At 61.4% G+C, this 12,868-nt stretch carries 10 protein-coding genes; 2 read left to right on the top strand and 8 right to left on the bottom strand.

Annotated features, from left to right (window positions below; all coding sequences use genetic code 11):
- Positions 1 to 3 precede the first annotated feature (3 nt).
- The 8 genes from ACYF6X_RS07435 to ACYF6X_RS07470 all read right to left on the bottom strand — a co-directional run bounded on the left by ACYF6X_RS07435 (position 4) and on the right by ACYF6X_RS07470 (position 8,761).
- Entirely contained in the window at positions 4 to 1,170 is a 1,167-nt protein-coding gene (locus tag ACYF6X_RS07435) for an SIS domain-containing protein (protein WP_130017402.1), read from the bottom strand.
- A 25-nt stretch (positions 1,171 to 1,195) separates the two neighbouring features.
- Positions 1,196 to 1,966, bottom strand: a complete 771-nt coding sequence (agaR, locus tag ACYF6X_RS07440) for a transcriptional repressor AgaR (protein WP_038880262.1) — start codon at positions 1,964 to 1,966, stop codon at positions 1,196 to 1,198.
- Between the two features lie 332 nt (positions 1,967 to 2,298).
- Positions 2,299 to 3,204, bottom strand: a complete 906-nt coding sequence (locus ACYF6X_RS07445) for an ROK family protein (RefSeq protein ID WP_063989982.1) — start codon at positions 3,202 to 3,204, stop codon at positions 2,299 to 2,301.
- Between the two features lie 17 nt (positions 3,205 to 3,221).
- Positions 3,222 to 4,505, bottom strand: coding sequence for a Gfo/Idh/MocA family protein (locus tag ACYF6X_RS07450; RefSeq protein WP_107226266.1), 1,284 nt, complete (start codon positions 4,503 to 4,505; stop codon positions 3,222 to 3,224).
- Between the two features lie 19 nt (positions 4,506 to 4,524).
- Positions 4,525 to 5,637, bottom strand: a complete 1,113-nt coding sequence (locus ACYF6X_RS07455; RefSeq protein WP_060439858.1) for an ABC transporter ATP-binding protein — start codon at positions 5,635 to 5,637, stop codon at positions 4,525 to 4,527.
- Positions 5,638 to 5,658: 21 nt separating this feature from the next.
- Positions 5,659 to 6,477 carry a carbohydrate ABC transporter permease gene (locus tag ACYF6X_RS07460; protein WP_004938251.1) on the bottom strand — a complete coding sequence of 273 codons (819 nt, stop codon included), beginning with the start codon at positions 6,475 to 6,477 and terminating at the stop codon, positions 5,659 to 5,661.
- Positions 6,478 to 6,487: 10 nt separating this feature from the next.
- Positions 6,488 to 7,429: a carbohydrate ABC transporter permease gene (locus ACYF6X_RS07465; RefSeq protein ID WP_063989980.1), complete on the bottom strand. Its 942-nt coding sequence runs from the start codon at positions 7,427 to 7,429 to the stop codon at positions 6,488 to 6,490.
- A gap of 78 nt (positions 7,430 to 7,507) precedes the next feature.
- Entirely contained in the window at positions 7,508 to 8,761 is a 1,254-nt protein-coding gene (locus tag ACYF6X_RS07470; protein WP_130017403.1) for an ABC transporter substrate-binding protein, read from the bottom strand.
- A 465-nt stretch (positions 8,762 to 9,226) separates the two neighbouring features.
- On the opposite strand from ACYF6X_RS07470, the gene ACYF6X_RS07475 reads away from it, so the two are divergent.
- Together ACYF6X_RS07475 and olsF are read left to right on the top strand one after the other, a co-directional pair.
- Positions 9,227 to 10,897 carry a DUF4091 domain-containing protein gene (locus ACYF6X_RS07475; RefSeq protein ID WP_130017404.1) on the top strand — a complete coding sequence of 557 codons (1,671 nt, stop codon included), beginning with the start codon at positions 9,227 to 9,229 and terminating at the stop codon, positions 10,895 to 10,897.
- A 155-nt stretch (positions 10,898 to 11,052) separates the two neighbouring features.
- The gene (olsF, locus tag ACYF6X_RS07480) at positions 11,053 to 12,774 is read left to right on the top strand and encodes an ornithine lipid synthase OlsF (RefSeq protein ID WP_025302952.1); all 1,722 of its coding nucleotides are present in this window, start codon (positions 11,053 to 11,055) and stop codon (positions 12,772 to 12,774) included.
- Positions 12,775 to 12,868: the final 94 nt, after the last annotated feature.

Raw genomic sequence — 12,868 nt, forward strand, 5'->3', positions numbered from 1 at the left:
TCCTTACAGCTCTGGGGAAGGAAAACGGTAAATCGTCACGCCTTTCACCACCCGGTTGACCTCGCCGGTCGGGCAAGGGTTGTCCGGGGTCAACCCCAGCGCCAGCGAACTCTCGAAGGCCAGCATCTGGGTGAACAGCAGGTACGGGAACAGCAGCCAGATATCGTCAGCCGCGTCGTGCATATGCAGCAGGGCATCGGACAGGGGTTGGCGTTCGCCGGTCAAACCGACCAACTGCATCGCCAGCCCGTCGCGCTGCAGTTCGTTCCACAGATCGCGGTCATACTGGCGGGCATAGTCGCCGTGGGAGAACATCAGCACCACCAACGTCTGGCCGTCGACCATGAATTTCGGACCGTGGCGCAGGCCGAGCGGCGAGTCGTAGCGCGTAACGATGCGCCCGGCGGTCAGCTCCAGCATCTTGAGCGAGGCCTCTTCCGCCAGGCCGGTAAAGCAGCTGCCGCCGAGGGTGATATAGCGGCGGAAACCGCTGGCGGCCAGCGCCTTTACCTGTGGCTGCAGCGTTTCGCGCAGCGCGCGGCAGCGCTGCACCATGGCGTTTAACGGCGCCTGAGCGGCCTCGAGCGAAAGCGGGCCGAGCAGCAGCGCGACGCTCAGCATCATGCAGCTGAAGCTGGAGGTCATGGCGAAGCTCTGATCGTTGGAGCCTTGCGGCATCACCAGCGAACAGACGTTGTCGCGCCGATGCGCATACTGCGCCAGCTTGCTGTCCGGGTTGCAGACCAGCATCAGGTGGTAGCTTTCCGGCAGCAGTTGGTCGGCCAGCTCCACCGTCGCCACGCTTTCCGGGCTGTTGCCCGAGCGGGCGAAGGAGACCAGCAGCGTCGGCCGCTCAGGATCGAGATACTGCCGCGGGTTGGCGACAATATCGGTGGTGCCGTAGGCCGCCACGTCGCTGCCGGTTTGTTCGCGCAGCCAGGGTGCCAGGGCGCGGCCGGCGAACGCCGAGCTGCCGGCGCCGCACAGCACGATTTGCAGGCGCGGATTGGCCAGCAGCGGCGCCAGGAACGGCTGCCACTGCGCCTGTTGATCCTGCAATTGCCGGTGCAGCGCGGCCCACAGATCCGGCTGCTGCCAAATCTCTGCGGCGGTGTGCCAGGCGTTGCGCTGCTTCAGCCAATCCGCCTCGTAAGAGAAATACGCGTTCATGATGACAACTCCTTAAAAGCCTCGGTTAACGGTCGGCGATAATCACGTCGATCCCTAAATGGTGCAGCGCCTGCAGATAGTGTTCCGGAATGCGGCTGTCGGTGACCAGGCGGTGGATCTGGCCGATTTCGCGGATCATGCAAAAGCTGGTGCGGCCGAATTTGCTGGCGTCGGCGATGGCGATCACTTCGCGCGCCACCTCGCACATCACGCGGTTCAGCTGCGCTTCGCCCGGATCCGGCGTGGTGATGCCGCCCGCCAGATCGAAACCGTCGACGCCGAGAAACAGTTTGTCGAACCGGTATTGGCGCAGCTGCTGTTCGGCGGCGGGGCCGTACAGGGACCAGGCCTTGCGGCGCACGCTGCCGCCGACCACCATCAGATCGATCTGCTCGTTGTTGGCCAGCTCGAAGGCGATGTTCAGCGCGTTGGTCATCACCACCAGATCCTTTTTCCCCGCCAGCTGCGGCGCCATCTGGCTGGTGGTGGAGCCGGAGTCGAGGATGACGGCGTCGCCGTCTTCAATCAGCGCCGCTGCCGCGCAGGCGATGGCGTGTTTTACATCGCGATTGATGCGGCCCTTGTCCTGCAGCGGGCGATCGAAGGCGAACTGTTTGTTCAACATGGCGCCGCCGTAAGCGCGCACCGCGCAGCCGTGCTTTTCCAGCTGGCGCAGATCGCTGCGGATGGTGACGCTGGACACCGAAAACTGCTGGCTGAGCTGTTCCACGCGCACCGAGCCTTCGCGGCACAGCTGGTCGATAATTAATTCCCGGCGTTTTGCGGTATTGATCATTAACGCAGACTCCTGATTTACCTGTAGCCGTGCCCGACCGCGGCTTAATAAGCCGCAGCGATACCGACCGGAGCGCTTTCAGTTGTTCGTGGCGAATTACAGCAAACGAAACACTGAAATGCAATCGATTAATTTTAAAATATCTATATCTATCAGTTGGTTATATTTTATTTTGCTTTCGATTGAGCGGCAACCGAAAGCGGTGTCAACGCAAAGTGAAAACGGCAAATTCGTTATTTTTCAGTCGACAATTATCGCGTTGGCTTTATTCGGCCCTGCGGCGGCGAAAGCCGCAGCGATAATTCGGCAGTCGCCGGGCTTTCACTGTTTTTTTATGCCGCCGCCTGTAATAGCGCCGCGCCGCGCACGCCGCTGCTGTCACCGTGCACTGGCGGGAATACCGCTGCCGGTTCCACGCCCGGCAGCAGCCAGCGCCGCATCGCCGTCGGCAGCAGCCGATACAGCTCGCCGACGTTCGACAACCCACCGCCCAACACGAAGGCATCGACGTCCAGCAGCAGCTGCAAACCGGCCAGCGCGCTGGCCAGAATGTCGACGTAGACGGTCATCAGCCACTGTGCGAGCGGATCCCCCGCGCGGTAGCTGGCGACCAGCGCCGGCACGTCGGCGGCGGGATGGGCAACGTGGCGGCTCAGCGCCAGCAGCCCGCTGCCGGAGACGTAGCGTTCAAAGCAGCCGATCAGCCCGCAGTTGCAACCGAACAGCGGCAGATCGTAACGCTGCGCCAGCTGGGCCGAGATCGGCATATGGCCCCATTCGCCCGCCAGCCCGTTGCGCCCCTTGTGCAATTGCCGGTTCACCACCAGACCACCGCCGGCGCCGGTGCCGATGATGGCGCCGAACACCAGCGGCAGATGGGCGGTTTGCGGCGTGCTGGCTTCCGACAGCGCGAAACAGCGGCAGTCGTTCTCGATGGCGATCGGCCGCGCCAGCGCCTGCGTCAAATCATCCGCCAGGCAATGCCCGGTCAGGCAGGGCACGTTGACTGCCAGCTGGCGGCGGCTGACGGGATCGGTGATCCCCGGCAGGCCGATGCCGATGCTGCCGCGCGTATGCAGCTCGCGGTCCGCCTGCTCGACCAGCCCGGCGATGCAGGCCACGAACTCGCCATAATCGCCGGTTGGGGTGCGCACGCGCTGAAGCAGTACCTGATTGAGCCGGCGATCGTAAGCGGCCATTTCGATCTTGGTGCCGCCGATGTCGAAACCGTAACGCATCTCTCTCGTGCTCATGGTCAGGCTCCGTTCAGGGCGATCACCGCCGCTTCGCGGCGCGCGCGTTCGGCGGCGAACACCATCAGGTGGCTCTCCAGCGCTTCCGCCGGGCCGGCCAGCACCTGGCTCGGATCGTTGGCGCGAATGGCCGCGATAAAGTGCTGCATCAGGTAGTAGTCGCCGCCGCCGTGGCCGGCCATGGCGTGCAGATCCTGGCCGGCGTCGGTGTCGTAATGCGTTTCGCCGTCGTCGAGGAACGAGGTGATGCGGATATGGCGGCCATCGCCCTCCAGGCAGCCGCGGCTGCCGAAGATGCGGGTGTGGCGATCTTCGTGGCGGGTAAAGGCCGTCATGGTGAACGACGCGGTGCGGCCGCCGGCGAACTGCATGTTGACCACCTGATGATCGACCACGTTATTGTCGCAGCGGTAGACGCAGCGGCCGTAGGGCCCGTCGCGCAGCGCCGCCCGCAGCGTCGTCTGGTCGGGTTCCGGCGTCAGCACGCGCAGAAAGCCGGGCGTGGCCTTGTGGTCGTCGCCCAGATAGATGCGTTTGGCGGAATAGGGGCAGGACGCCTCCACTGCGCAATCCAGGCAGTTGTCCGCCGCGCCGGCCGGTTGGTTTTCCCGGCGGAAGTGGCGCAGGTTACCGAAGGAGCTGACCTGCTCGCAGGGCTGTTCCATCACGTAGCGGATCCAATCGATGTCGTGGCAGGATTTCTGCAACAGCATGAACGCGGCCTGCCGATCGTTGCGCCAGTTGCCTCGCACGAAGGAGTGCGCCTGATGCCAGTAGCCGACCGGCTCCAGGTGTTGCAGGCTGACGATGTCACCGATCGCGCCGTCGCGCAGCAACTGCTTGAGCTTTTGGGTATAGCGGGTGTAACGCAGCACGTGGCCGACCGAGAAGATCAGCTTTTGGCGCACCACCTCGGCGACGATGGCGCGGCACTCGTCGGCGTCCGGCGACAGCGGCTTTTCCAGCAGCATGGCGTAGCCCTGGCGGGCGAAGGCCAGCGCCGGTTCCAGGTGCATCTGATCCTGAGTGCAGATCAGCACCGCGTCGGCCAGCTTGCCGGCATCGGCGGCCTGGCGCCAGTCGGTGAAGACGTTTTCCGGCGCGATGGCGTGCTGCGCCACGAACGGCTCGCGGTAGGCGTCGCGCGGTTCCGCCACCGCCACCACCTGCATCAAATCGGGGTGCGCCAGCGCATAGCGCGAGTAGATTTCACCGCGCGCGCCGGCGCCGACCACCAGCACCCGCACCGGGCGCTGGGCAACGTTGTTGGGTTGTGTTGACGACATTGCTGATACTCCGCTGTTGTTATTTGAGGTTTTGGCCGCTGAGCTCGTCGAACAAATGCGCGCGCGTCAGATCGAATGCCAGATGAACGCTTTCGCCGAGGCGCGGCTCCCAGTCCGGCAGCGACGCCATGCGCAGTACGAAGCGCAGGTCGGCCAGCTCACAGTGCAGCAGTTCTTCGTTGCCCATGCGCTCGATGGTGACGATCTGCGCTGGGAAGCAATTGGCGCTGCCGGGCGCGCACAGCCGCAGGGACTCCGGCCGGATACCGAGGCACACCCGCGCATGCGGATAGTCCGCCAACTGCCGTTGCAGCGCGGGCGGCAGCTCGAGCGGGTGCTGCAGGCCGATGCGCAGCCGCACCGTTTGGCCGTCGCGCACGATCGCCAGATCGTGCAAATTCATCGACGGGCTGCCGATAAACTCGGCAACGAAACGGTTGGCGGGGTGGTGGTACAGGTTGATCGGTTTATCCACCTGCATGATGGCGCCGCGGTTCATCACGCAAATGCGATCGCCCATGGTCATCGCCTCGACCTGATCGTGGGTGACGTACACCATGGTGGCGGCGGCGCCTTCCTGCTTCAGCTGGTTGTGCAGTTCGATCAGCTGTACGCGCATCGACACCCGCAGCTTGGCGTCGAGGTTGGACAGCGGCTCATCGAACAGGAACACTTTGGGCTTGCGCACGATGGCGCGGCCGACCGCCACCCGCTGGCACTGGCCGCCGGAGAGCTGGCCCGGCTTGCGCTGCAGCAGGTTGGTGATCTCCAGTTTTTCCGCCGCGTCGCGCACCCGGCGGTCGATCTCGGCCTTGCTCTCTTTGCCGATCAGGCCGAACGCCATGTTCTTGTACACCGTCATGTGCGGGTACAGCGCATAGTTCTGGAACACCATGGCGACGCCGCGATCCTTCGGCATGCTGTCGTTGACGCAGCGATCGTGGATCAGGATCTGCCCCTCGCTGACGCTCTCCAGCCCGGCGATCATCCGCAGTAGGGTGGATTTGGCGCAGCCAGACGGGCCGACGAACACCATAAATTCCCCGTCCTCAATGTCCAGATTGACGCCGTGCAGCGCGTGGAAACCGTTGGGGTAGACTTTTTTAACGCTGTTTAACTGAATTCCGGCCATGTCGTTTACCTTGTCTGCGCGTTAGCCTTTCACCCCGGCGCTGGCGATGCCCTGGATGAAATAGCGTTGGAAAATAATGAACAGCATCAGCATCGGGATCACCGCCATCAGCGCCCCGGCCATCAGCAACGGGTATTCCACCCCGGCGCGGCTGGAGAGCGAGGCGAGGCCAACCGGCAGCGTCAGCTTCTCGGTGGTGGTATTGACGATCAGCGGCCACATCAGGTTGTTCCAGCTCCACAGGCCGTTGATGATGACGCAGGCGATAATGCCCGGCCGGATCAGCGGCAGCATGATGCGCCAGAAGATGGCGAAGTAGCTGTAGCCGTCGATCAAGGCCGCTTCTTCCATCTCCTTCGGCACCGCCAGAAAGAACTGGCGCAGCAGGAAGGTGGCGTAGACGCTGAAAATGCCCGGCAGCACCAACCCGGTGATGCTGTTGACCAGCCCCAGCTTCTGTACCACCAGGAATTGCGGGATCAGAAACGCCTGGCCGGGCACCATCAGGATCGACACGCACACCAGAAACACCGCGTCGCGGCCGCGAAAATGCAGGCGCGAGAAGCCATAGGCGGCCAGGGTGGCGATCGCCATCTGCAGGGTGACGGTGAAGAAGGTCGCCAGCAGCGAGTTGAGATAAAAACCGGCGAACGGAATTTCGTGCATCACCCGGCCGTAGGCCTGCAGGCTGGGGTGCGCCGGCAGCAGCGTCAGCGGGATCTGGATGCTTTCGGCCTGGGTTTTCAACGAGGTTACCAGCATCCAGATAAAGGGCACCACCGAGGCCAGCGCCGCCAGCCCCATAAACAGGTACACCAGCGTTTTCTTGCTTGCGTTCATGAGCAGCTCCTCAGCTGACTTTCAGGCGCTTGCCGATCGCCATTTGAATCAGGGTGATCACCAGCGTGACGGCGAACAGCACCACGGTGATGGCGGAGGCGTAGCCTTTTTCCTGCAGGTAAAACGCGTACTTGTAGAACAGGTTGGTGACGGTCATCACGTCGTTTTCCACCAGCGCGCGGTCGAACATCAGGAACACCACGTCGAAGATTTGCAGGATCTCGATAAAGCTCATCACCGACACGAAAAACAGCGTCGGTACCATCATCGGCAGCGTGATGCAGAAGAAGCGCCGCAGGGTGCCGATACCGTCGATATCCGCCGCCTCATACAGCTGGCGCGGAATGCTCTGCAGCCCGGCCAGCAAAATGATGATCTTCAGCGCCAGCGACGACCAGATGATGATGATGGACACGCTGATGCGCACCACGTCCGGATCGGACAGCCAAGCGACCGGCGCAATGTGCAGCAGGCCCAGCGCCTGGTTGATCAGGCCGAAATCCTTGTTGAACAGCCATTGCCACACCATGGCCACCGCCGCGGGCATGGTGACCGCCGGCAGGAACAGCAGGGTGCGCAGCAGGCCTTTGCCACGGATGTTCTGGTTGAGGCCGATCGCCAGCAGCAGCGACAGGCTCAGACTGATCGGTACGCACACCACCACGTAGAACAGGGTGTTGGCGGCGGCGGTGTAGAAGTCGTCGTCTTCGAACAGGTTGAGATAGTTATCGACGCTGATGCTGCTCCAGCGCATGAACTGGTTCAGATCGGTAAAGCTGTAAAAAATGTTCTGCAAAAAGGGGACCAGGTAAAACACCGTGACCCCTAACAGCAGCGGCAGGATCATCACCCAGCCCCAGAAGCGTTCGGCGCGTTCGAGCCGATTGAGCGCGGGGCGGGCGGTGCGCCGGGATGATTTCAGGGTGACCGTAGCCGTTTCTGCCAGCGACATGTTGCCATTCCTCACCTATCACTTTCAGCGTGGGTCCACCGCGGCGCACGCTCGGGGCAGCGCGCCGCAGCGGGGCGATTACTGCTCCATGACGCGCGCGATCTTCTTGACCGACTTGTCCATTTCCTGCTTGGCGTCCGCGCCCATAAAGATTTTCTTCAGGCTGGCGATCCACATGTTCTGCCATTTCGGCGTATTGGTGCCGGCGGTGGGGTAAGCCTGGGTCACTTCAAGGGTCTGGATGTAAGGCGAGACGTCGACTTTCTGGATCTGCTGCGCCCAGACCTTGGCCGCCGTCTTGTTGGCCGGGATCACCACCTTGGCCAGCTCCGCCTGCGAGGCTTCGCTGCTCATGAAGGCGATATATTTCCAGGCGGCCTGCTTGTGGGCGCTTTTGGCCGACATGGCGAAGGCCAGGCTGTGCGCTACGCCGGACTGCCGTTCGATTTTCGGCATCATCACCACGCCGATGTGATCGTTGATCAGCGGGTTGTTGGCGAACGGCGCCGCCAGCCAGGAACCGGCATAGACCATCGCGGCGCGGTTGGACTGGAAGATGTTCTCGGTTTTGACTTCGCTCATTTGCTGGGCGCTCGGCATCAGGCCGTCTTTCATCATGCCCTGCAGCTGCTGGTAGACCCAGATGGATTTGTCGTTGGCGATGTCGGTGGGCTGGCCGTCTTTCGGCACGATGTGATTGCCGTTTTGGAACAGCAGGTTCATGTAGCTGTCCTGGCCGTCGATGCTGAGATCCATCACCAGCGGGAAGGCGGCGCCTTTCAACCCGTTTTTTAGCGCGGTAGCCTTGCTTTTCAGATCGTCCCAGCGCCAGTCGCTGGTGGGGTAGCTGACGCCGGCCTGATCGAACAGTTTTTTGTTGTACCACACGGCGATGGAGTCGACGTCGCGCGGAATGGCCATCTGTTGGCCGTCGTACTGGTAGGCTTTCACCGAACTGGCGACCACGTCGTCCAGTTTAAGGCCGCTGTCCTTAATATAGGGCGCCAGCGGCTCCATAATGCCGTTTTTGGCGTATTGCACAAAATAAGGCATATTGATCCAGAATATATCCGGCGCCACGCCGCCGGCGGCAGCAGAATCCAATTTAACGAAATACTGCGCAGAGGGCGTTAATTCTATTTCTATTTTTATATCCGGGTTGGCCTGTTCAAAGCGTTTGGCGATTTCCTGTTCGGCAGGTAATTGGTTCCTGTCCCAAACGGCATAGCGCAATGTTATTTTATCTGCGGCGTGAAGCAGGGTGGGTAATAATAATGCGCTGGCAAGAATAGAGTGCGCCAGCAGGCGTCCGGTATTTTTTATCGGTGACATTGCTTTCCCCTCGGTGAGCGACGAATAACGTTTTTCGCAACGTAAATTCTTTCTATCCCTTAACTTTCAATGTGTCAATACACCCCCGAACGCCCAAAAATGGGGCGCTAATGTTTCATTGTTGTTAAAATCGAAAGGCTTTTACGGTCAAGTGAAAGGTGGGTTTATTCACATTTCGTTAACCTTTTGGTGGGTTTTCTCCCTGCTGCCGCGGCATTTAGCGGCCCTCGCAGGCATAGGAATAACTGATAACCCTTGCACCATAATGGGGATTAAAAACATTTTTATTGTGCAAGCATCAGCTTCTTTCATTTTTGTGATGCAAATAAACAAAAAAATCGGGTTGCGGCAGTCAAAGAAGGGCGTGGGAACGATTTTTATTACCGGCTATTGTCTGTGGCGATAAAAGGCGCTAGCCTGAATTTCACCGTGTTTATTCGTCCAAAATAAAGAGGGCAGAACATTATGCACCTGTCTCTGGTATTTACCCATTGCCTGGAGAAAGTATTTCACCGCCACAGCGTGCCATCTATTTCCGTGGAGGAACGGCTGAGCGGGTTAAATAACGAGGTGCTTTCCTGGCAGGCGGTGTACTGTTTGCAAACGCCGGGTAACGAAACCCGCCATGAGCTGTGTTATCAACTCGACGGGCCGCTGGCGGAGTATATCAGCGTGCGCCAGGTGCAATCGGTGCCGAGCGGGTTTCCCTGTTATCGCGAGACCGACGAGAATTACCTGACGACCGAGCCGGGCTTATTTCCCGATCCGCTGATACCGCTGCCGCAACGGCGTTTTTTCGCCGCCTGCCGCTATTATGGCAGCCTGTGGTTGACCCTGACGCCGCCGGCCGACGCGCAACTGGCCGGCGACTTTCCGTTGACCCTGCGGCTGCTGGATGCCCAGAGCGGCGAGGCGCTAGCCGAGGCCACGCTGACGCTGCATCTGGTGCCGGTGGCGTTGCCGCCGCAAACGCTGTTGCACACCGAGTGGTTGCACACCGACTGCCTGGCGGATTACTACCGTCTGGCGGTGTTCAGCCCGGATTACTGGCGCGCGGTGCGCCACTTTGTGCGCTGTGCGGTGCGGGCCGGGGTCAATATGCTGCTGACGCCGCTGTTTACGCCGCCGCTGGATACCGCCGTCGGCGGTGAGCGCACCACGGTGCAGCTGGTGAGGGTGACGCGATCGGCGCAGGGGTATGGCTTCGATTTCAGCCGCCTGGCGCAGTGGGTGGCGCTGGCGCAGGAAGAGGGCATCGAGCACTTCGAAATCGCGCCGCTGTTTACCCAATGGGGCGCGGCGCATGCGCCGAAGATCGAGGTGGAAGAGCAGGGTGAGCCACAACGGCTGTTCGGCTGGCATACCGATGCGCAGGGCGAAGCGTATCAGCGTTTTCTGCAGGCGCTGCTGCCGGCGTTGACCGCCTGGTTCCGCGAACGAGGGCTGGAACGGCAGGTGTGGTTCCATGTTTCCGATGAGCCGACGCTGGACAACCTGGCGGCCTACCGGTGCGCCGCCGCCGCGCTGCGGCCGTTGCTGGACGGCTTCCGCACCTTTGACGCGCTGTCGGATTTCGCTTTCTATCAGCAAGGCCTGGTGGAAACCCCGGTTGCCGCTACCGACCATATCGATCCCTTTATCGAACACCGGGTGCCCGGCCTGTGGGCCTATTACTGCTGCGTGCAGAAGACCGAGGTCGCCAACCGGTTCTTCGCCCAGCCTTCGGCGCGCAACCGCATATTGGGCGTGCAGCTGTATCTATATCGCATCGCCGGCTTTCTGCATTGGGGATTCAACTTCTATAACAGCGCCCATTCGCGCGAGCGTATCAATCCGTACGCGGTGACCGACAGCGGCCATGCGTTTCCCTCCGGCGATCCGTTCGTGGTCTATCCGGGCGAGGATCTGCAGCCGGTGGAGTCGCTGCGCCTGCGGGTGCTGCACCAGGGGCTGCAGGACATGCGCGCGCTGCAGCTGCTGGAGAGTTTGACCGACCGGGCGACGGTGGAGGCGCTGATCGAACGCGAGCTGGGCATGCGCATCACCTTCAGGCGTTATCCGCACCAGGCGGGGCCGCTGCTGCGTCTGCGCGAAACGGTGAACCGCCGCATCGAAGCGTTGCTGGCGCCGATGTGAGGGCAAGTGGGGGCGAAAATGCGTCTTTCGCTCCCAAATCGCCATTACTTTGCTATACCTGATAGTCGATGGATTCATTTTATTGTCATGTAACTGACACGTCAGAGTCACGGCTCTGGCTTAAGTTTGCAGCGACTACGTCAGGAGATAACGCGATGTTCAGCCTGGATTCTCTGTTGCAAGATGCATTTCCACACCGCAATACCCCTGCCTGGCAGCGCAGCCTGCTAAGAACCCTTCTCTTCGAAAAAGAATTCAAACAGTTCGCCGCCGACTATCCCCACCTGAAAGGGCTCGATCTGATCGAGCAGGTGGTGGACTACTTCAACCTCAGCTGCGAGCTGGTGGACGGCGATCTGGAAAACATTCCGAGCCAGGGGCCAGTGGTGCTCGTCGCCAATCACCCGATCGGCTCGCTCGACGGCCTGGTGCTGCTGCGTGCCGTCGCGGCGGTGCGTCCGGATGTGAAAGTGGTGGCCAGCCAACTGCTGACCTACATCGAACCGCTGCGCAACCTGTTCGTGCCGGTGGATAACGTCGCTTATAAAACCAGCCGCAAGCAGATTGAAGGCATGCAGCAGCAGTTGGACAATCAGGGCGCGCTGATCCTGTTCCCGGCCGGCGAAGTGTCGCGCATGAGCCCGAAGGGTATCCGCGACGGCCACTGGCATACCGGCTTTCTGCGCCTGGCCGCCAAGGCGCGCGCGCCGATCGTGCCAATCCACATCAGCGCGCGCAACAGCAACCTGTTCTACTTTACCTCGCTGGTTTACCGGCCGCTGTCGACGCTGCTGCTGGTGCGTGAAATGTTCCAGCAGCGGGGCGGACGCATCAAGATCCGCGTCGGCGGCCGTGTGCCGTTCGCCAGCTGGCACGACGGCCACACCAGCGCCAAGGATCTGGCGGAGCGTTTTCGCCGCCACGTGTATCGCCTGGGCCAGGGCAAACCGGGGCTGTTCGCCAGCGAGTCGCCGATCGCGCTGCCGGAAGAGCGTCTGGAGCTGAAAAAGGCGTTGGCGAACTGCGAACGGTTGGGGGTAACGCCGGACGGTAAAACCATCTACCTCTATCGCCGCCGCGACGAAGCGCGCACGCCGATCCTGCGCGAGCTGGGGCGTCTGCGCGAGATCGCCTTCCGCGCGGTAGGGGAAGGTTCCGGTCGCCGCCGCGATCTGGACAGCTACGACGACGACTATTATCACCTGGTGCTGTGGGATGAGGAGGAGCTGGAGATCGTCGGCGCCTATCGCTTTATCCCCACCGCCGAACAAATCGAACGCAAAGGGCTGGAAAGCATCTACAGCAACAGCCTGTTCCACTACGACCGCGATATGGAACCGATCCTGGCACAGGGCATCGAGCTGGGGCGCAGCTTCATTCAGCCGGCCTATTGGGGCAAGCGCGGGCTGGACTATTTGTGGCTGGGCATCGGCGCCTACCTGTCGAAATACCCGCAGTATCGCTATCTGTTCGGCCCGGTGTCGATCTCCGGCGGCATGCCGCTGGCGGCGCGCGATTTGCTGATCGCCTTCTATCGGCTCTATTTCTCGCCGGATCACGCGTTCGCGCAGTCGCGTCGGCCTTATCCGGCATCGCTGCCGCAGGTGCTGGCGCAGTTTGCCGGGGACAACTACCAGGAAGATCTGGTGCGGCTGAAGAGCCTGCTCAGCAACATCGGCTGCTCGATCCCGACGCTGTACAAGCAGTACACCGAATTGTGCGAGCCGGGCGGGGTGCAGTTTATCGACTTCGGCACCGATCCGGCGTTCAACAACTGCATCGACGGGTTGGTGCTGGTGGATACCACGCGGCTCAAGCCGTCGCGGTATCAGCGTTATATCGCGGTGCACCAGCCGCAGCCAGCCGAGACGGCATGACTACAGTCTGACTCATGCCTTTTTGATCTAAGCACGACCTTGGGGCCGGCGACGGGATAGCGCTACGATAAACGCTTTGCTTTCCACCGCCGGA

The sequence above is a fragment of the Serratia sp. ID 25-353 genome (genome assembly GCF_054792795.1).